The organism is Thalassococcus arenae, assembly GCF_019104745.1.
Taxonomy (GTDB): Bacteria; Pseudomonadota; Alphaproteobacteria; order Rhodobacterales; family Rhodobacteraceae; genus Thalassococcus_B; species Thalassococcus_B arenae.
On the sequence record NZ_JAHRWL010000001.1, the window covers coordinates 1614143 to 1634086 of the forward strand.

General features: G+C 65.2%; 19 protein-coding genes. 9 read left to right on the top strand and 10 right to left on the bottom strand.

The features are described from left to right. Position 1: 1 nt before the first annotated feature. From KUH32_RS07910 to KUH32_RS07920, 3 genes are all read right to left on the bottom strand, one after another. Positions 2-313 carry a P-II family nitrogen regulator gene (locus KUH32_RS07910; protein ID WP_217777493.1) on the bottom strand — a complete coding sequence of 104 codons (312 nt, stop codon included), beginning with the start codon at positions 311-313 and terminating at the stop codon, positions 2-4. Positions 314-316: 3 nt separating this feature from the next. Beyond that, positions 317-1285, bottom strand: a complete 969-nt coding sequence (locus KUH32_RS07915) for a sodium-dependent bicarbonate transport family permease (protein ID WP_217777494.1) — start codon at positions 1283-1285, stop codon at positions 317-319. 83 nt (positions 1286-1368) lie between these two features. After that, positions 1369-2016, bottom strand: a complete 648-nt coding sequence (locus KUH32_RS07920; RefSeq protein WP_217777495.1) for a carbonic anhydrase — start codon at positions 2014-2016, stop codon at positions 1369-1371. A 187-nt stretch (positions 2017-2203) separates the two neighbouring features. Here KUH32_RS07920 and KUH32_RS07925 point away from each other — a divergent pair, with 187 nt between their 5' ends. The 4 genes from KUH32_RS07925 to speB all read left to right on the top strand — a co-directional run bounded on the left by KUH32_RS07925 (position 2204) and on the right by speB (position 5887). Further along, positions 2204-2545: a hypothetical protein gene (locus tag KUH32_RS07925; RefSeq protein WP_217777496.1), complete on the top strand. Its 342-nt coding sequence runs from the start codon at positions 2204-2206 to the stop codon at positions 2543-2545. Positions 2546-2606: 61 nt separating this feature from the next. Beyond that, on the top strand, positions 2607-3992 hold the full coding sequence (locus tag KUH32_RS07930) for a leucyl aminopeptidase family protein (protein ID WP_217777497.1): 1386 nt from the start codon (positions 2607-2609) through the stop codon (positions 3990-3992). Further along, the gene (locus KUH32_RS07935; protein ID WP_348541097.1) at positions 3989-4822 is read left to right on the top strand and encodes a C40 family peptidase; all 834 of its coding nucleotides are present in this window, start codon (positions 3989-3991) and stop codon (positions 4820-4822) included. The genes KUH32_RS07930 and KUH32_RS07935 overlap by 4 nt, the downstream gene beginning before the upstream one ends. A 105-nt stretch (positions 4823-4927) precedes the next feature. Then, the gene (gene speB, locus KUH32_RS07940; protein WP_217777498.1) at positions 4928-5887 is read left to right on the top strand and encodes an agmatinase; all 960 of its coding nucleotides are present in this window, start codon (positions 4928-4930) and stop codon (positions 5885-5887) included. Between the two features lie 35 nt (positions 5888-5922). On the opposite strand, the gene KUH32_RS07945 is transcribed toward speB, so the two are convergent. Beyond that, positions 5923-6261, bottom strand: a complete 339-nt coding sequence (locus KUH32_RS07945) for a DUF2794 domain-containing protein (RefSeq protein WP_217777499.1) — start codon at positions 6259-6261, stop codon at positions 5923-5925. 204 nt (positions 6262-6465) lie between these two features. Here KUH32_RS07945 and KUH32_RS07950 point away from each other — a divergent pair, with 204 nt between their 5' ends. The 4 genes from KUH32_RS07950 to KUH32_RS07965 all read left to right on the top strand — a co-directional run bounded on the left by KUH32_RS07950 (position 6466) and on the right by KUH32_RS07965 (position 11591). Further along, positions 6466-7647: a phosphoserine transaminase gene (locus KUH32_RS07950; RefSeq protein ID WP_217777500.1), complete on the top strand. Its 1182-nt coding sequence runs from the start codon at positions 6466-6468 to the stop codon at positions 7645-7647. Between the two features lie 100 nt (positions 7648-7747). Further along, entirely contained in the window at positions 7748-9343 is a 1596-nt protein-coding gene (serA, locus tag KUH32_RS07955) for a phosphoglycerate dehydrogenase (protein ID WP_217777501.1), read from the top strand. Between the two features lie 563 nt (positions 9344-9906). After that, positions 9907-10875, top strand: coding sequence for a LysR family transcriptional regulator (locus KUH32_RS07960; protein WP_217777502.1), 969 nt, complete (start codon positions 9907-9909; stop codon positions 10873-10875). Then, on the top strand, positions 10872-11591 hold the full coding sequence (locus KUH32_RS07965) for a metallophosphoesterase (RefSeq protein ID WP_217777503.1): 720 nt from the start codon (positions 10872-10874) through the stop codon (positions 11589-11591). The genes KUH32_RS07960 and KUH32_RS07965 overlap by 4 nt, the downstream gene beginning before the upstream one ends. On the opposite strand, the gene KUH32_RS07970 is transcribed toward KUH32_RS07965, so the two are convergent. From KUH32_RS07970 to rplS, 6 genes are all read right to left on the bottom strand, one after another. After that, positions 11538-13289, bottom strand: coding sequence for a SulP family inorganic anion transporter (locus KUH32_RS07970; RefSeq protein WP_217777504.1), 1752 nt, complete (start codon positions 13287-13289; stop codon positions 11538-11540). The two genes, KUH32_RS07965 and KUH32_RS07970, sit on opposite strands and share 54 nt — an antisense overlap. A 68-nt stretch (positions 13290-13357) precedes the next feature. After that, on the bottom strand, positions 13358-14368 hold the full coding sequence (locus KUH32_RS07975) for a cytochrome d ubiquinol oxidase subunit II (protein WP_217777505.1): 1011 nt from the start codon (positions 14366-14368) through the stop codon (positions 13358-13360). Positions 14369-14372: 4 nt separating this feature from the next. Beyond that, positions 14373-15755 carry a cytochrome ubiquinol oxidase subunit I gene (locus KUH32_RS07980; RefSeq protein ID WP_217777506.1) on the bottom strand — a complete coding sequence of 461 codons (1383 nt, stop codon included), beginning with the start codon at positions 15753-15755 and terminating at the stop codon, positions 14373-14375. A 130-nt stretch (positions 15756-15885) separates the two neighbouring features. Beyond that, positions 15886-16947, bottom strand: coding sequence for a D-alanyl-D-alanine carboxypeptidase family protein (locus KUH32_RS07985; RefSeq protein ID WP_217777507.1), 1062 nt, complete (start codon positions 16945-16947; stop codon positions 15886-15888). 165 nt (positions 16948-17112) lie between these two features. After that, complete coding sequence (rpmE, locus tag KUH32_RS07990) at positions 17113-17334, bottom strand: 50S ribosomal protein L31 (protein WP_217777508.1); 222 nt, start codon at positions 17332-17334, stop codon at positions 17113-17115. Positions 17335-17345: 11 nt separating this feature from the next. Then, on the bottom strand, positions 17346-17729 hold the full coding sequence (gene rplS, locus KUH32_RS07995; protein ID WP_217777509.1) for a 50S ribosomal protein L19: 384 nt from the start codon (positions 17727-17729) through the stop codon (positions 17346-17348). Positions 17730-18084: 355 nt separating this feature from the next. Here rplS and KUH32_RS08000 point away from each other — a divergent pair, with 355 nt between their 5' ends. Further along, positions 18085-19938, top strand: coding sequence for a methyl-accepting chemotaxis protein (locus KUH32_RS08000; protein ID WP_217777510.1), 1854 nt, complete (start codon positions 18085-18087; stop codon positions 19936-19938). Positions 19939-19944: the final 6 nt, after the last annotated feature.

Sequence of the window (19944 nt, forward strand, 5' to 3'; positions counted from 1 at the left end):
TTCAGAACCGTTCGGCGCGCAGGACTTCGCAATCCGTGACGGTCACGATGCCGATCTGCGGTTCGACCACGGCAAAGGCCGACTCGAGCAGTTTGTCCAGCTTGTCCGGCGACACCACGCACACGACCTGGACCAGTCCCGTTCCGCGACCCACCTGGCCTTCGCGGCTCCATTCTCCGGACCGGCCCGAACCGCCCAGAACCGGCAGGATCGTCCAGCCCGAAACGCCGGCCGAAGACAGGGCCTGGGTCAGGCGTTTCTGCATCACGGTTTCGATGATGATCGCGACGCGTTTTGCGGCATGCATCTGCATGGATCAGCCTCCGGTGACGGTCTGCGCCACCGACAGGTAAAGCGGCAGACCAATGGTCAGGTTGAAGGGAAAGGTCACGGCCAGCGACAGGGTCAGGTAGATCGCAGGGTTCGCTTGCGGAACCGCGACCCGCATCGCGGCGGGAACCGCGATATAGGACGCCGACGCGGACAGGGTCATCAGCAGCATGGCGCCGCCCGGCGACAGCCCCAGGACCAGCGCGGCAAGCAGGCCGGCGGCGGCCCCGCAGACCGGCATCACGACACCGAACGCGATCGCGCCGCTGTCCAGCACCTTGGCGCCACTGCGCAGACCGCGCCCCGCGACCAGGCCCATGTCCAGCAGGAACAGGCACAACACGCCCTGGAACGGGCTGACGATAAAGCTTTCGATCCGCGCTAGCCCGTCGGCGCCGGTCAGGATGCCGATGGCGAATGCGCCCAAAAGCAGCACGATGGATCCGTTCAACAGGATTTCCCGCCACAAGTCGCCTTCGACCCGGGTTTCGCCCGATCCGCGCGCGATCAGCCACAATGCGGTCAGAATGGCGGGTGCTTCCATCGCCGCGGCGACGGCGACCATATAGCCCTCGGCGGCGATCCCGGCATCGGACAGGATCGACGTGGCCGCAACGAAGGTCACGATCGAGATCGAACCGTAGTGCCCCGCCACCGCGGCGGCATCGACGCGGCTGATGCCGGACAGCAAACGCAACAGCAAGAAGGCCAGCAGCGGCAGTGCAAAGGACAGCGCCACGCCGGCCAGCAGCGTTGCCCCCAGCCGCAGGTCGAACCCGTTATCGGCGACGCTGACGCCGCCTTTGAAGCCGATGGCGAACAGCAGATAGATCGAAATGCCTTTGGCCACGGCTTCGGGCACCGACAGGTCGGATCGCGCCAGCGCGGCACCAAGCCCCAGCAGAAAGGACAGAACGATGGGCGACAGAAGGTTGTTCAGCGCAAGGTCCAGCATGACGATCGTCCCGTGTTTTCCGGTCCGGCGAAGAACACCACCGCGCCGGGCGCCGTCAACCGCGAAAACCGTTCGCGGACGGGTCAGATCGCGGCAAAACGCCCGTGATCGGGGTCCCAGGCTTCAAGTTCGCCCTCGCCGATATCCATCCACAGACCGTGCAGCGTCAATTCGTGACGGTCGACGGCGTCCCGGATGAACGGAAAGGTCATCAGGTTCTCGATCGAGATCAGCACCGCCTCGCGTTCCAGCGCAGCGGCCTGCCGTTCGGCGGGCAGGTCGGCGATCTTGTCGATCGCGGGGCGCAGGATGTCCATCCATCGCCCGACGAAGCTGGTCTTCTTCTCGAGCTCGGGCGCGCGGCCCTGGCACATGTCCAGGCAGCCTTGCACGCCGCCGCATTGCGAATGCCCGACCACGACCAGATGCGCGACCTTCAGCGCCGTCACCGCGTATTCCACCGCGGCCGAAGTGCCGTGATAGTCGCCGTCGGGCGCGTAGGGCGGCACCAGGTTGGCGATGTTGCGGTGGATGAAGAACTCGCCCTGTTCCGCGCCGAAGATGGACGTGACGTGAACCCGGCTGTCGCAACAGGCGATGACCATGGCACGCGGGCGCTGGCCTTCGTTCGCCAGCCGCCGGAACCAGGCCTGGTTGTCGGCATAGGTCGTGGCCTTCCAACCCTGATAGCGCTGGACCAGATAGGCGGGCAGGGGGCGGATTGTGGTCACGGTTTGGTCCTCGTCGGTCTTTTCCTGCCCGAGTATCGGGAATTGTCGGGAAATTCGAGAGAAAAGACCGGGCAGCCCTAACCAAATCGGAACCCCTTGCCGCGCAATTTCCGCGTCAATGGGGGCGTAGACTTTGGGGTGACTTGTGATCCGCGTAACTTTTCTGGCACCGGCCGAACGGCCGCGCATGGACCCGGGCCAACTGCAGGCACTGTGCGGCGATCTGGGACCGCATGCCGCCGAAGACCTGATCTGCCGCGCGATGGAGGAAATGGCCCATCGTCTGTGCCAGGTCGAAACCCTGGCCCGCAAGGGTCAGCGCGTCGAGCTGCGCAAGGGCTTGCGGGCGCTCGGGGCCATCGCCGACCAGTTGGGCATGACGGGCGTGGCCGCGGTTGCACGCGACGTCGTGCGCTGCATCGACGACGACGATCCGGTCGCCGAGGCCGCGACGCTGGCCCGTCTCGCCCGATCGGGCGAAAGCGCGCTGCATGCGTTGTGCGATCTTCAGGACCTATCCGGTTTATAAGGCTTGCGGCGGCTGGTCCGCCCGATACTGTCGGCGGCAGAAGACCCCGAAAGGAAGTTTCATGCCGTTCACCTTCGCCGATCCCAAAGCCGAGGCACGGCCGCTCTATGTCCTCGAAAGCGAAGAGGTCGCGCTTTGGGCCGCGCAGCAGGACGACGCCACCCGCCGCTGCGTTGAAAGCAACGGCTTCACGGGGGCGCTTGGAACGACGCTCATGATCCCGGGGCCTGACGGCGTGCCCAGGGCGGCGCTGGCCGGCTACGGAACGGCGGCGCAGCGGGCGCGGCAGCGATTTCCGCTCGCCGGCGCTGCGACGCAGTTGGCGCCGGGCACCTACCGGATCGCGCTTGGCGTGCCCGATGACATGCTCGCCAACGAAGCCCTGGGATGGCTGCTGTCCGGATACGGCTTTTCGCGCTATCGCGACAACACGCCAAAGCGCGCCGGTCTGGTCGCGCCCGACGGTATCGACGCCGCGCAGGTCGAAATCCTGGCCCGATCCGAGGCGCTGACGCGTGATCTGGTCAACACGCCGGCCAACGATATGGGCCCCGAAGCGCTCGAGGACGCGGCGATCAAGCTCGGTGCGGAATTCGGCGCCGACGTGTCCGTCACGCGCGGTGACGATCTGCTGGCCGCGAATTTTCCGCTGATCCATGCCGTCGGACGCGCCGCGGCGCAGGCGCCGCGCCTGATCGACATGCGTTGGGGTGAACTGGGGCCGAAACTCACGCTGGTCGGAAAGGGTGTGTGTTTCGATACCGGCGGGCTGAACCTCAAGCCCGTCTCCTCGATGGGGCTGATGAAGAAGGACATGGGCGGAGCGGCGAACGTGCTGGGACTGGCGCGGATGATCATGGCGCTCGGCCTTCAGCTGCGGTTGCGGGTGCTGATCCCGGCGGTGGAAAACAGCGTCTCGGGCAACAGTTTCCGGCCTCAGGATATCCTGCGCTCGCGCAAGGGCCTGACGGTCGAGATCAACAACACCGACGCCGAGGGTCGGCTGGTGCTGGCCGATGCGCTTGCGCTGGCGGACGAGGAAACGCCCGATCTTCTGATCTCGATGGCCACCCTGACCGGCGCGGCGCGGGTCGCCGTCGGGCCGGATCTCGCGCCATTCTTCACGGATGACGACACCCTGGCGATCGAGATCGAGCAGGCCGGCCGCCGGATGGCCGATCCGGTCTGGCGCTTGCCCTTCTGGGAACCCTACGAAGCGCTGATCGAGCCCGGCATCGCCGATCTGGACAACGCGCCATCTGGCGGCATGGCCGGATCGATCACCGCCGCGCTGTTCCTGCGCCGCTTCGTCGAGACCAGCGCGAAATACGCACATTTCGACATCTACGCCTGGCAGCCGACCGCCGCGCCGGGCCGGTCCAAGGGCGGGTTCCTGCAGGGGCCGCGTGCGATCCTCGGTGCGCTGCCCCAGGCGCTCAACCTGTGAGCTTCGACCCCCGGCGCACGCCGGTCAACGACCGGGTCGTCGCCGACTGGCTCGCCGACCGTTTCCCGGATCGCCTGCCGGTCGAACCCGACATGTGCTATGTCGCCCGGCCCGTCATCGACCTGTCGCTTGCCCCGGGTGGGCGTCGGGACCGGCAACTGCTCTACGGGATGCCCTTCGAATTGCTCGAGACCCGAGACGGCCAGGCTTTCGGACTGTGCGCGCCCGCCGACTATGTCGGCTGGGTCGATGTGACCGCCCTCGCACCGGCATCGGACCGGGGCGAACCTACGGATCTCGTCACGTCGCGGCAGACCCATGCCTATGCACAGCCCGATTTCAAATCTCCCGATCGCCTGGCGCTGCCGCATCTTTGCATTCTGGCCTGCGGTGAAAGTCGGGGTCGGTTCACCGAGACCGAGCTTGGCTGGGTGCCGACCGCCCATCTCGTTCAGCACCCCGATCCCGACCCGGTCGCCATCGCCGCGCTGTATCTCGGAACGCCGTATCTGTGGGGCGGCAATTCCTGCTTTGGCATCGATTGTTCCGGCCTGGTCAAGAACGCGCTGATGCATGCCGGCCGGGACGCGCCCGGCGACAGCGACCTGCAACAGGACATTCTGGGCGAAACCCTGCCGCATGGCACGCCGCCCCAACGCGGCGATCTGCTGTTCTGGAAGGGCCATGTCGCCTGGGTGGCCGATCCCGATACGCTGATCCACGCCAACGCACATCACATGGCCGTCGCCTGCGAACCCATCGCCGATGCCATCGCCCGGATCGCCGCGCAGGGCGACGGGCCGGTCACCCGCCACGCCCGCTTGACCTGAGCGCCGTCTCGTCCCTTCATCTTGCCAGGAAAACTCCGGGGGAGTCCGCGCGCCCCGCGCGGACGGGGGCAGCGCCCCCGAAACACCGGCCAACGGGAGCACGCCATGTCCGATCCCTTCTTCCACCCCGTCTCGGGGTTCGAGCTGCCGCGCTTCGCCGGGGTGCCGACCTTCATGCGATTGCCGCATGTCCCGCCGGACCACCCGCGCTTTGCCGAGGTCGAGATCGGCCTTCTCGGCGTGCCCTGGGACAGCGGCACCACCAATCGTCCCGGCCCGCGCCACGGACCGCGCCAGCTGCGCGACGCGTCCACCATGATCCGCGCCCAGCATCCGGTCAGCGGCCTGCGCCCTTTCGAGACCGCGCGCTGTGCCGATCTGGGCGATGTCGGCCCGAACCCTGCCGATATCGGGGACTCGATGCAGCGCATCACCGCGTTCTACGACCGGCTGGTCGGGGCGGGCATCCGGCCGCTGACCGCCGGCGGCGATCACCTGACGTCGCTGCCGGTTCTGCGCGCGCTGGCCAAGGACGGTCCGCTGGGCATGGTGCATTTCGACAGCCATACCGATCTGTTCCATTCCTATTTCGGCGGCACGATGTACACCCACGGCACACCCTTCCGGCGCGCGGTCGAAGAGGGGCTGCTCGATCCCGGGCGGGTGGTCCAGATCGGCATCCGAGGCACGATGTATGACGCCGAAGACCGCGATTTCGCCGCCGCGACCGGCATCCGCATCGTCACCATCGAGGAATTCTTTGACCGTGGCGTCGCCGATGTGATGAAAGAGGCGCGCGAGATCGTGGGCCGGCAGCCGACCTATGTCAGCTATGACATCGATTTCGTCGATCCGACCTTCGCGCCGGGCACGGGCACGCCCGAGGTCGGCGGGCCGAACAGCTTTCAGGCGCTGCAGGTCTGCCGGGAGCTTTGCGGGCTGAACATCGTCGGTGCCGACCTGGTCGAGGTCTCGCCGCCCTTCGACGCCAGCGGCGGCACGGCCTTCCTGGCGGTGTCGATCCTGTTCGAGATGCTCTGCGCGATGTTGCCGCAACCGGGCTGACCAATCCGTCCCGTTTCGGCGCGTTTCGGGACGGATTACTCGACCGCCCGGATCAGCTTGCGTTCCAGCACCCGCAGCACGGTGCGCAGGTCATGCCCACGCTTGAGCACTTGCCCATCCATGCCGACGACCGCGTATTCGCCCTGCCGGTTGCGCAGCTTGGGCCGTTTCTCGATCCGGTAGAGCGGGTTTTCGGCGGTGCGGCGAAAGACCGAGAACACCGCCACGTCGCGCAGGCTGGAGATGCCGTAGTCGCGCCATTCGCCCGCCGCCACCATCCGCCCGTAGAGCGACAGAATCACCGAAAGTTCCGTCCGGTGAAAGGCGACCCTGTCCGCCTGGTGCCGTTGCGGGAAAGGCGTGAGGCTGTTCATGCAATCAGAGTTGCGCCCTTTGTGGGCGAAATCAAGCGCCGCGCCGCGCCGAGCGTTTCCGATCCGCGTCAAACCGGCCCGATTGCTGCAGAAATGCGGCGCATTAGCCACTGTTTCCGACTTGCGGCACCGCAGCGATCCGCGTAATTCCGTCGGCGGGACACCCCTCCCCAACGAGGGGCGCTTATCTGGAAGGGTAGCATGATGGCTATGACCAAACCGGTGTCGCACGATGTCGTGCGCAAACCCACGACGCGGCCGGCCAATCCGCGGTTCTCCTCTGGCCCCTGCGCCAAGATCCCCACCTTTTCGCTGGAAAAACTCGCCGACGCGCCGCTGGGCAGATCGCATCGCGCCGCCGTGGGCAAGGCCAGGCTGAAGGCCGCGATCGACGGCACGCGCGAGATCCTGGGCATCCCCGACGATTACCGCATCGGCATCGTGCCCGCGTCGGATACCGGCGCCGTTGAAATGGCGATGTGGTCGCTGCTGGGCGCGCGCAAGGCGACGATGCTGGCCTGGGAAAGCTTTGGCGCGGGCTGGGTGACCGATGTGGTCAAGCAGCTTAAAATCGACGCCGAGGTCAAGACCGCCGACTACGGCGATATCGTCGACCTGGCATCCGTGGATTTCGACACCGACGTGGTGTTCACCTGGAACGGCACGACGTCTGGTGTGCGGGTGCCCAACGGCGACGCGATTCCGGCCGACCGGGCCGGGCTGACCATCTGCGACGCCACCAGCGCCGCCTTTGCGATGGACCTGCCTTGGGACAAGCTGGATGTGACCACATTCTCCTGGCAGAAGGTGCTGGGCGGCGAGGCGGCGCATGGCATGCTGGTGCTGTCCCCCCGCGCTGTCGAACGTCTGGAAAGCTATACCCCGGCCTGGCCGCTGCCCAAGATCTTCCGCCTGACCAAGGGCGGCAAGCTGATCGAGGGCATCTTCGTCGGCGAGACGATCAACACGCCGTCGATGCTGGCGGTCGAGGATTACCTGGTGGCGCTGGATTGGGCGCGTTCGGTCGGCGGGCTGCAAGGGCTGATCGCCCGGGCAAATGCCAACACCAAGGCCATCGCCGATTTCGTCGAGCTGCACGACTGGATCGATTTCCTGGCGCAGGACCCGGCAACGGTGTCGAATACCAGCGTCTGCCTGAAATTCACCGATCCGCGCATCCACGATGGCGCGGCCTTTGCCAAGGCCGTGGCCAAGCGGTTGGAAGCCGAAGGCGTTGCGCTGGACGTGGGGGCCTATCGCGACGCGCCTCCGGGCCTGCGGATCTGGTGCGGCGGCACGGTGGAAACCGCCGATATCGCGGCGATGCTGCCTTGGCTGGAATGGGCTTTCGCCACCGAGATCGAGGCGCAGACCAAAGCCGCCTGAGCCGATAGGCGGGGTGAACCCCGCCCTACACCCACCTTCACCCACACGCGTAGGGCGGGGTTTACCCCGCCTTACCCCGCAAAATCAAAGGACCACCGACATGGCCCCCAAGGTACTCATCTCCGACGAACTCTCCGAAGCTGCCGTGCAGATCTTCCGCGATCGCGGGATCGATGTGGATTTCATGCCCGAACTGGGCAAGGACAAGGAAAAGCTGGCCGAGATCATCGGCCGGTATGACGGGCTGGCGATCCGCTCGGCCACCAAGGTCACGCCGACGATCCTCGAGAGGGCGGACAACCTCAAGGTCATCGGCCGCGCCGGGATCGGCACCGACAACATCGACAAGGAAGCGGCATCCAAGAAAGGCGTGATCGTGATGAACACGCCGTTCGGCAACATGATCACCACCGCCGAACATGCCATCGCGATGATGTTCGCCGTCGCCCGCCAAATCCCCGAAGCCAGCGTGTCGACCCATGCCGGGAAATGGGAGAAGTCCAAGTTCATGGGGGTCGAGCTGACCGGCAAGACCCTGGGCGTGATCGGGGCCGGCAATATCGGCGGCATCGTCTGCGACCGGGCGCGCGGGCTGAAGATGAAGGTCATCGCCTACGACCCGTTCCTGGGTGAGGAGAAGGCCCAGCAGATGCAGGTCGAGAAGGTCGAACTGGACGATCTGTTGAAGCGCGCCGATTTCATCACGCTGCACGTACCGCTGACCGACCAGACCCGCAACATCCTGTCGGCCGAGAACCTGGCCAAGACCAAGAAGGGCGTGCGCATCATCAACTGCGCCCGCGGCGGTCTGGTGGACGAAGCGGCACTGGCCGAACTGCTGAAATCCGGCCATGTCGCCGGTGCGGCCTTCGACGTGTTTTCCGTAGAACCGGCCAAGGAAAACCCGCTGTTCAACCTGCCCAACGTGGTCTGCACGCCGCATCTGGGTGCCGCCACCACCGAGGCGCAGGAAAACGTCGCGCTGCAGGTGGCCGAGCAGATGGCCGATTACCTGCTGACCGGCGCCGTGCAGAACGCGCTGAACATGCCGTCGGTCACCGCCGAAGAGGCCAAGATCATGGGCCCCTGGATCAAGCTGGCGGATTACCTGGGTGCGTTCATCGGCCAGATGACGGACGAGCCGATCAAGGCGATCAACATCCTTTATGATGGCTACGCCGCCGAAATGAACCTGGCGGCGCTGAACTGTTCGCTGATCGCCGGGATCATGAAACAGGTGAACCCGGACGTGAACATGGTCTCGGCGCCGCTGATCGCCAAGGAGCGCGGGATCAAGATCTCGACCACGAACCAGGCGCAATCGGGCGCGTTCGAGGGCTATATCAAGGTGACGGTTGTCACGGGCAAGCGCGAGCGGTCGATCGCCGGGACGGTGTTCAGCGACGGCAAACCGCGCTTTATCCAGATCAAGGGCATCAATATCGATGCCGAGGTCGGGCGGCACATGGTCTACACCACCAACGAGGACGTGCCGGGCATCATCGGCGCCCTGGGTCAGACGATGGGTGCCAACGGCGTCAATATCGCCAACTTCACCTTGGGCCGGACCGCCGCCAAGGGCGAGGCCATCGCGCTGCTTTACGTCGACGAACCGGTGCCGGGCAAGGCGCTGGATGCGCTCAGGGCGACGGGGCTGTTCCAGCAGGTCAAGTCGCTGGAATTCGACGTCGCCTGAGCGAAACCGGTAAATCGGCCGCCGCCCGGGCGAGGGCGGCGGTTCGTCATCCGCTGGTGTGTTGTTCAGCCGCAGCGCCGGGAAGACCACCATCGGCGTCGGAGCGATGACCGATCCGGCCTTGGCCAGCGTGTTGTCCGGCCCGAGATCGGTTTCACGATGACGCGGAAACCTGCGACAGGACCGCTGTGCGCGCTGAAACGCATCGGTGCTAGGCGGGTTTCCATGCCCGGGGAGTGTCGCGGCAACAAAGCCCGAACACCACTGGCCGGCAGGCCAACCCCTTCATATCTCTTTCCTTTCTGTCGTCACAAGTTGATCCGGCCCTGTCTCTACCCAGCGTCGGGCGCCGTGTCGGATGACACATCTGACCGCTGGACTGCTCAGCCGGTTTCGCGATGCTTTTGTCGCGGTGGTGCGGCCTCGGCGTCGCAGCACATCGCAGTTACAGGCGCGGGCGATTGCCAAGTCGAAGCCGGGCCGTGGGTCGCCGCCGATTGTCGCGAGAGACAAGTGCGATAGAATATGAAAAATCGATTGTTGTTATCTTCGGAATTACGTTGATGAATTTCAAAACCTTCGATCTCAACCTCCTTCGCGTTCTGGATGCGCTGTTGACGACGCATTCGACGACGCAGGCTGCGCGCAAGCTGGGGCTTTCGCAGCCCGCCGTGTCTTCGGCGCTTGCGCGGTTGCGCCTGTCACTTGGCGATCCGTTGTTCGTGCGGCACGGGCGTCGCATCGTGCCCACCGAAAACGCGTTGAGACTGCAGGTTCCGTTGCGCTTGCTGCTGGATGATGCCGAACGGATGCTGTGCGGCACCGGCCATTTCGATGCCGCCAACGCGCAGGACCGGTTTCGCATTGCGGGCAGCGATTTCTTTGCCGAGATGCTGATGCCCGCGCTGGCCGCCGATGTCGCGCGCGAAGCGCCGGGCATCCGCGTGCAACTGGTCGACCTGGTGCCGGAAAACTTCGTCGAAACGCTGGAAAGGCACCAGATCGACCTGGCCTTGCTGCCGCAAACGGTTTTGCCTGCCTGGGTCGACAGCCATGTGCTGTTCCAGTCCAGTTTTGTCGTGATCGCGCGGCGGGGCCACCCGCGGCTGCGCGCTGCGCGCATCACTGCGGGCGACGTGATGCCGTTGGATCTGTTCTGCGACCTCGGGCATGTGCTGTTTTCACCCGAAGGCAAGCTGGAGGGGCCGGGCGACGCGGCGCTGTCGCGCGTCGGACGCGCGCGGCGGGTGGTGATGACGCTTCCGGTGTTTTCCGGCGTCTACAACACCGTCGCGGGCAGCGACACTATCGCCTTGATCCCGCGGCAGTTGGCTGAAAGGGTCGGGGCGCGTGTGGGTCTGGACATCCTGTTGCCGCCGGTTCCGATCGACCCCGCGGTGATCAGCATGGTGTGGCACAAGCGCGCCACGACCAGCCCGGCGCATCGCTGGTTGCGTGACAAGGTCCATAACGCAACGCGCTGTCTCGACGTGCCCGCGGCACGCATGGTGGGATCTCAGGTTGCACAATGAATGACGCGATCTTTGCCATCGGGGACGTGCACGGTCAGTATCGCTATCTGGTCCAGGCGCTGGACTGGATCGCGGCCGATCCAGAGGCCGGCGCGCCGATCGTTTTCATCGGCGACTACATCGACCGGGGGCCGGATAGCCGCGCGGTGGTGGAAAGGCTGATGCGCGGCGCTCCGGAGGACACCGACTGGATTTGTCTTCAGGGCAATCACGACACGCTGCTGCCGCTCTTCGTGTCCGAGGCCGAAGACGACGCGACGCAGACGATCGCGCGACGCTGGTTGAGCAAGGCGATGGGCGGGATGCAAACCCTGGCGAGCTACGGCATCGACCCGAACGCCGACCGGCCGCTTGATGACATCCGGACAGAGGCGCGCGATCGGGTTCCGGTGGATCACGTCATGTGGCTCGACGCGCGTCCGCGGATGCATGTCACGGATGCCCATGTGTTCGTTCATGCCGGAATTCGCCCCGGGATCGCGCTGGACGATCAGGATCCGGAGGACCTGATCTGGATCCGCCGCGATTTCCTGGACGACCCGCGCGATCATGGTCGATTGGTGATCCACGGCCACACGCCGGCGGATATTCCCGAACACTGCGGCAACCGTATCAACGTCGATGGCGGTGCAGGCTACGGAAGGCCGATCTATCCGGTCCTGTTACTGCGCGGCGAGGCCTTTCTGATCGGGCCCCGCGGTCGCGCCGCCCTCTAGCGCGCGCCAGGCGTCGTATTGCGACAGGAACACCTTGCCAGTCAGCGCATCCAGGAAATGCGAGCGTTTCAAGCGGTCCATCACCGGACCCTTGACCTCGCTCAGATGTAGCCGAATACCCAAGTCATCGAGGCGGCGATTGATTTCCTCGAGCGTTTCCAGTGCGCTCATGTCGACCTCGTTCACCGCCGGGAACATCAGCACGACGTGGCGCAGCGCCTTGTCCTTTGCCACGCGGTTCAGAACCAGGTCTTCAAGAAAGCGGGCATTGGCGAAATACAGGCTTTCGTCGACCCGCAGGGTCACCAGGTGCGGCCGGGTGTCGACCTTGTGCCTCAGGATGTTGCGGAAGTGCTGCGTGCCCGGGACAAGGCCGACCTCGGCGACATGCGGGCGGGATGTCTTGTACAGATGCAGGGCGATCGACAACAGCACGCCGGCCGATACGCCAACTTCGACGCCGAAACCCAGGGTCAGGACGATGGTCGCGGCCACAGCAGAAAAATCGATCTTGGAATAGCTCCAGGCCCGCCCCAGGATCGAGAAATCGACCAGGCTGAGCACTGCGACGATGATCGTGGCGGCCAGTGTCGCGGTCGGCAGATAGGTCAGCAGCGGCGTCAGGAACAACGCGGCCAGCGCGATGCCGATGGCGGTGAGGGCGCCGGCCGCCGGGGTTTCCGCCCCGGCGTCGAAATTGACCACCGACCGGGCGAAACCGCCGGTCACCGGATAGCCGCCCGACAACGCCGCTGCCGCGTTCGACGCGCCAAGGCCGATCAGTTCCTGATCGGGATCGATGCGCTGGCGTTTCTTGGCGGCCAGCGTCTGCGCGACCGACACGGATTCGACGAACCCGATGATCGAGATCAGCAGCGCAGACAGGAACAGTTGCTGCCAGAGCATGGGATCGAGGCTGGGCAGGGTCAGTGGCGGCAGCCCCGAAGGCACGGCACCCACGAGTGCGACGCCCGATGCGCCGAGATCCAGCGCATAAGCGGTCAGGGCGGTGGCGGCGACGGCGGCGACCGGCCCGGCCTTGGCCAGCAGATCGGCGAGGCGCGGGCGCAGGCCCAGCGACAACAGCGCCGGTTTCAGCCCCTTGCGGACCCAGAACAGGAAAGCCAGCGTTGCGGCACCCAGTGCCAGCGTGATCGGGTTGGTGTCCGGCAGATGCGCGACCAGCGTGGTGGCGATGTCCACCAACGTGTGACCATGCGCGTCGACGCCGAAGATGTGGCGCAGCTGCGAGGCGGCGATCAGCAGGCCCGATGCGGTGATGAAGCCGGCGATCACCGGATGGCTGAGGAAATTCGCCAATTGTCCCAGCCGCAGGATCCCCATCGCCAGCAGGATCGCGCCCGACAACAGCGCCAGCGTGCCTGCGGCCAGCGCGATCTGGGCGGGATCGGTCAGACCCAGCTTGCCGATGGCGGCGGCGGTCATCAGCGACACCACGGCTACAGGCCCGACGGCCAGCGCGCGCGAAGTGCCGAAGATCGCGTAGGCCACCAGCGGCAGGATCGACGCGTAGAGCCCCATTTCGGGTGGCAGACCTGCCAGCAGCGCGTAGGCCAGCGATTGCGGGATCAGCATGATCGTGACGATCAGCGCCGCCATGCCATCGGACATGGCCGTATCCCACGTATAGCTCTTGCCCCATTGAAGGATCGGAAAGAAACGCGCGAGCCGTTGCATGATCTGCCCCAATTCTGTTCTGTCGGGACAGATATATTCTTTTTATTGAATTTGTGAAGTGGCCAGTCTCACTCGTAGCTCAGCAGCGTCGCCTTGCCGCGGAAGATCACGTAGGACAAAACCGTGTAGCCCATGATCATGGGCAGCACGAACAGCGTGCCGATCAGGATGATGAACAGGCTTTCCGGTGCCGATGCCGCTTCGTAGATCGTCAGTTGTTCCGGGACCACGTAGGGATAAAAGCTGTAAGCCATGCCGAAGAAGCCCAGCACGAACAGGGTGATCGTGGCGACGAACGGGAACCAGGCCCAGCCGTCGTCCTTGGTCGGCAGGTGGCGCAGGGCGTAGGCCAGAAGCGCCACCAGAGCGGCCGAGATCAGGGGCAGCGGCGCCAGCAGGAAAATCTCGGGTACGGAAAACCATTTGTCGAAGATCCGCGGGCTGACGAAGGGCGAGGCGACAGACACCGCGCCAAGGCCCAGCACGACACCCCAGATGCCGCCCTTTGCCCAGCCCACCGCCTTGCGCTGCAGCGCCTTGTCGGTCTTCAGGATCAGCCATGTCGCGCCGATGAAGCTGTAGGCGACGGTCAGGAAGACCGCGGTGATGGCGGCGAAGCCCAACGTGAACCACGTCACCTGCAGCCCCATGATGTAGAGCCCCAGCATGTAACCCTGGCTGAGCGAGGTCATCAGCGACCCGGCAAAGAAGGCACGATTCCAGCTGTCCTTCCAGGGCGCGGGCGCCTTGACCCGAAACTCGAAGGCGACACCGCGCAGGATCAGTCCGATCAGCATCACCGCGACGGGCAGGTAGAGCGCCGTCAGGATCGCGCCGTGGGCGGTGGGAAAGGCCACCAGAAGGATTCCGATGGCCAACACCAACCAGGTTTCGTTGGCGTCCCAAAACGGACCGATCGAGGCGATCATGCGGTCCTTTTCGGCCTCTTCGGCGAAGGGGAACAGCACCCCGACACCAAGGTCGAAGCCGTCGAGGACGACGTAGATCAGGATCGACAGGCCCATCAGGGCAGCAAAGGTCAGCGGCAGCCAGGTGCCGGGATCGCCGAACAGCTCCATCGGTCTACTCCGCCGCCACGGCGACGGGTGCCTGGCCGGACAGTGCGGTCCGCGGCGCGATGTCTTCGCCGCGCGCCGCCTTGCGGGCAAGGTAGAACAGAACCGACACGTAGGCGAACAGCAACAGGGCATAGATGGCCAGGTAGGCGATCAGCGTGGTCAGCACCATCGGTGCGGGCACGGCGGCCACGGCCTGTTCGGTGGTCAGAACGCCCTGCACCAGCCAGGGCTGACGGCCGATTTCCGTCGTGTACCATCCGGCGAGCGTTGCCACCCAGCCCGAAAACGCCATCGGAACGAGCGCCAGCAACAGCGGCTTGGGCAGGTGCTGGACGCCGCCGCGACGCCACATCAGCGCGACCGCGGCCCAGCTGAGCAGCAGCATCGCCATGCCGGTGCCGACCATGATCCGGAAGCTGAAGAAGACCGGCGCGACGGGCGGATGGGTCACGCTGCCATCTTCGGCGACGAAGTCGTTGAGGCCGGGCACCACGCCATCGGCCTTGTGTTTCAGGATCAGCGAGGCGCCGTTGGGGATGCCGATCTCGAAGCGGTTCTCGCGCGCTTCCTCGTCGGGCAGGGCGAACAGCAGCAGCGGAACGTTGCCGCGCGTTTCCCAGTTGCCTTCCATCGCGGCAACCTTCTGCGGCTGGTGTTCCAGCGTGTTGAGGCCGTGGAAATCGCCAGCGACGATCTGTACCGGGATCAGCAGCGCACCCATGACCAGGCCGGTGCGCAGGGTCGCGCGCACGGCGTCCGACCGGTCGCCGATCAGCAGGCGGAAGGCGCTGAGCCCGGCGATCAGGAAGGCGACGGTCAGGCCCGAGGCCAGAAGCATGTGCACAAGGCGGTAGGGCATCGACGGGTTGAAGATGATCGCCCACCAATCGGTAGCGAACGCGACGCCGTCGCGCATTTCGAACCCCGCGGGCGTGTGCATCCACGAATTCAGCACCAGGATCCAGAAGGCCGACATGGTCGTGCCGAAGGCGACCAGGAAAGTGGACAGCGTATGCAGCCAGGACGGCACCCGCGACATGCCGAACAGCATGATGCCCAGAAACACAGCCTCGAGGAAGAAGGCAGTCATCACCTCGTAGGCCAGCAGCGGTCCGGCGATGTTGCCCACGCTTTCCATGAAGCCCGGCCAGTTGGTGCCGAACTGGAACGACATCGTGATGCCGCTGACCACGCCCATGGCGAAGGACAGGGCAAAGACCTTGACCCAGAAACGGTAGGCATCCATCCATTTTGCTGCGCCTGTTGCCTGCCAGCGCAGCTTGAAGAACAGCAACACCCATCCCAGGGCGATGGTGATCGTCGGAAACAGGATGTGGAACGAAATGTTCGCTCCGAACTGAATGCGGGACAACAGCAGCGTGTCCATGGGTCAAACCTCTCTCTCGGCTTGGTCCAAAGATATGTTGCAAATGCAGCATTTCCGCTGCCTGCGACCGGATTTCGCAGGGGTGCTGCCGGCGTCGCGGACGAACGTGACGCCGGTCGGCGCTCGGTTTCTATTGCAGCGCCGACGCGGCCGGTATCAGGCCTTGTCTGACCCTCAAACCACCCAGAGAAACCGCCCCGGCGGCATGTTTCATCTTGGGGTTGCCGGCTGGCGGGGCGGCCTGCCGCAGCAGGATCGCACCCGGCATGGCAGGTCGCGGCTTGCGCACCGCTTGCGGTCCGCTGGTGCCGGGTTCGGGAAACAGCCCGGCGATGAAGGCGGTTTCCGGGCGCGTGGGCCGGGATCGAAGCGGCGCCGTGTCCGTGTCGGGCGTCATGGAAAAGCCGCGATCCATCAGGCGCGCGACGGTCTCGGTGCGTTCCGCCGACGAGGTTGCGCCGAAGACCGTGACGATCAGGTGCCGCCCGCTGCGTCGCGCCGAAGCGGTCAGGTTGTATCCGGCGGCGCGGGTATATCCCGTCTTGATCCCGTCGGCACCGTCATATGCGCCGAGGAACCGGCGGTTGGTGTGGGCGATTTCACGCGTGCCGATCCGGGCGGTGCGCTGGCGGAACAGGGAAAAGAACTCCGGATGGTCCATCGCCAGGCGGCGGCCGAGTTCGGCCATGTCACGCGCGGTCGAGAGATGCCCCGAAGCGGTCAGGCCATGCGGGTTGCGGAACCGGGTTGCGGTCAGCCCCAGACGCCGCGCGGTGTCGTTCATGCGCGCGACGAACGCGGCTTCGGTGCCGCCAATCGCCTCGGCCAGCGCAGTGGCGGCATCGTTGGCCGACCGGATCGCGGTGCCGAGGATCAACGCTTGAACCGTCGTGCGATCCCCGTCCCTGAGATGCAGCGACGATCCACCCTTGGCTGCGGCGCTGGCCGACACGGTGACGGGATCGTTGGCCGCGATGGTGCCGGACTTGAGCGCGTCGAAAGCCAGGTAAAGCGTCATCATCTTTGTCAGCGATGCGGGATGCAGCGGCGTATCGGCATTGTCCGCAGACAGAACCGCGCCGGTCTGGACATCGAGAACCAGATGCGCCTGAGGCGCGGCGGAGACGGCCCAGCCAGTCAGGATCAGCACAGCTGCCGGGAGCATCCGGTGCAGATATCGTAGTCGCGGCACGCCCGCCCTCCGTTCTGGAAGCGGCCCGGTCAGCCGGGCGGAGCAAGGCTTAGCGCGCGTGGCTTACCGTGTGGTGAAGGCGATCAAGACAATTCGCACGATCCGACCGAAAGACAAAAGCCGCCCCGAATGGAGCGGCTCTGCCAGAACGGTATCGAAGGTGGATCAGAAACCCAGGCCTTCGTATTTTTTCTTGAACTTGGACACGCGGCCGCCCTGGTCCATCAGGCGTGTGCCGCCGCCAGTCCACGCGGGATGCACGGTGGGGTCGATATCCAGAACCAGCGTGTCGCCTTCCTTGCCCCAGGTGGTGCGGGTTTCGAAGGTCGTGCCGTCGGTCATCTTGACGGTGACGAGGTGGTAATCGGGATGGATGTCCTTTTTCATCTCGTCTCTCCTTATGCGTCGGCGCCGCTGAGCGGCTTGTAGTTTGCGTCTTCCGCGATCCGGGCCGATTTGCCGCGGCGGGAACGCAGGTAGTAGAGCTTGGCCCGGCGGACGCGGCCGCGGCGGACAACCTCGATATATTCGATGTTGGTGGAATACAGCGGAAACACCCGCTCCACGCCTTCACCGAAGGAAATCTTGCGCACCGTGAACGACCCGGCGATACCCGACCCGTTCTTGCGGCCGATGCAGACGCCTTCGTAGTTCTGGACGCGGGTACGGGCGCCTTCGGTCACCTTGTAGCCGACGCGCACGGTGTCGCCGGCCTTGAAATCGGGAACGGTCTTCCCGAGCGAGGCGATCTGTTCTGCCTCGAGCTGTGCGATCAGATCCATCTGACCATCTCCTGAACTGCTCACGGTTGACCCGTGAAGGGATTTGCCGCCGCAGAGCTCCTGGTCTTCGGCCGGGTCCGCATATGCGCCCGCAGGAGATTCCGTCGCCGTTTCTTGGTTCGCCGTTATCCGCGACTGGGCCGAAGACTGATCGCCCGACAGATGAACGGGCCCGACAGGCTGGGCCAGCGGGCTGGGGCCGTATACTGCCGCGGCGCCGGGCGTTCAAGCGTTTTTCATCTCGCGACGGCCGCGGCACGCGGGCGGAATGGGACTGCGCGGTCGAAGACTTGGCGGATAACCATTTCTTCAATCGTCGGGCTGTATTTCCGAGGTCCCGTGCAAGGAGTCCGTGATGTTCTCGTTTCTCAAATCGTTTCGCTGCCAGTTGTTGATCGGTGGCACGGTGTTGCTTTGCCTGCTATCGGCTGGTTTGTACGTCGCGATGTCCGGGCCGGCCTATCGTGCGCTTCTCGATGCGGCCCAGTTGCGTCAGGACACGTCGCTGCGCGTGCTGGTCGAACGGTTCCGCGATGCCTATGGCGGGATTGCCGTCAAAACGGACGCCGACAACCGCGTCACCGAAGTGACCTGGGCCGCCCTGCCCGACCTGTCGAACCATTCCCTGATCGACCGGGTCGGACAGATTTCCGGCGAAACCGCCACGATATTCGGCTGGGACGACGCGGTCGGCGATTTCGTCCGTCTTTCGACGAACATCAAGAAACCCGACGGCAGCCGCGCCGTGGGCACGTATCTCGGGCGGGAAAACCCGGTTCACACCGCGATGATGCAGCGACGCACCTACCGGGGCGAGGCGGTGATCCTGGGTAAATCCTACCTCACGCAATACCAGCCGATCCTCGACTCGGCCGGCGTGCCGATCGGCATCTTCTACGTCGGCGTCGAACGCTCGCAGATCGATTCGGTGATTGCCACGCTTCGCTTCAACACGCTTGTTTCGGTTGCGATCTGCGTTCTGCTGGCCGTCGTGGCGATCCTGGCGGCGATCCGTTACCTGATGCGGCCCCTGACGGCGCTGGATGCCTCGATTTCGCGAATCAAGGACGGCGATCTGACGGCGACGGTTCCGCACGGGCAGCGCGGCGATGAGATCGGCAGCATCGCACGCAGCGTCGACAGTTTCCGTGCGCAACTGCTCGAAGCCGAAAACGGAGCCGCCGAACGGCGCCGCCAACGGGCCGACCAGGAAGCGGTTGTCCAGGTTCTCAGCCAGGGTCTCGAACGGCTTGCCGCAAAGAACCTGGCGCACAGGCTGGGGGACGACGTCGTCTTTCCGGCGGAATACGAGGCGTTGCGCGCGAACTTCAACGCGGTCGCCGACAGTCTGGCCGCAACTGTGCAGGACATCGCCAGCGCCGCCGACAACGTCACCAACGCCTCGGCAGAGATCGGGGCGATGTCGGATGATCTGTCGCGCCGGGTCGAATCGCAGGCGGCCACACTGGAGGAAACCGCCGCTGCATTGGACCTGCTGACCACAGGCGGCAAACAGATCAGCGATCGCGCCGCCGAGGCCGATGGGCTTGCGCAATCCAGCCGCGCGCTGTCGGAGGAAAGCGGGCGGGGTCTGGAACAGGCCATCGATGCGATTGGCAAGATCCAGGCGGCCTCGGGCCAGATTTACCGGATCGTCGAGGTTATCGAGGATATCGCGTTCCAGACCAATCTTCTTGCGCTGAACGCCGGTGTCGAGGCCGCCCGCGCCGGAGATGCGGGCAAGGGGTTTGCCGTTGTCGCGACCGAAGTGCGCGGCCTGGCCCATCGCGCGTCTGACTCGGCACGTGAGATCAAGTCTCTGGTCCAGTCCACCGTCGACCAGGTGCAGCAGGGCAGCCAACTTGTTCAAGCCACGGGCGGTTCGATCGGATCGGTGCTCGAGCAGGTGTTTTCGCTGGGTGCGTTGATGTCCGAAATCGCCGCCGAGGTGCAGGGCCAGGCCCAGGGCCTGACCGAGCTGAATGTCGGCGTGCGCCAGCTCGATACGGTCACCCAGCAGAACGCGGCGATGGCCAGCCAATCGAGCGCAGCCAGCCGATCCTTGCGGCAGGAAGCCGAGAGACTGAGCGCGATGGTGGCGACGTTCGGTTCGGCGCCGTGGACTGAAAACGAAGCGCAGATACCGCCACTTGTTCGCCGGGATGGTTCCGCGGGATCGGCTGGTCTGCACCGGCGCGCGGCCGGATAACCGCGG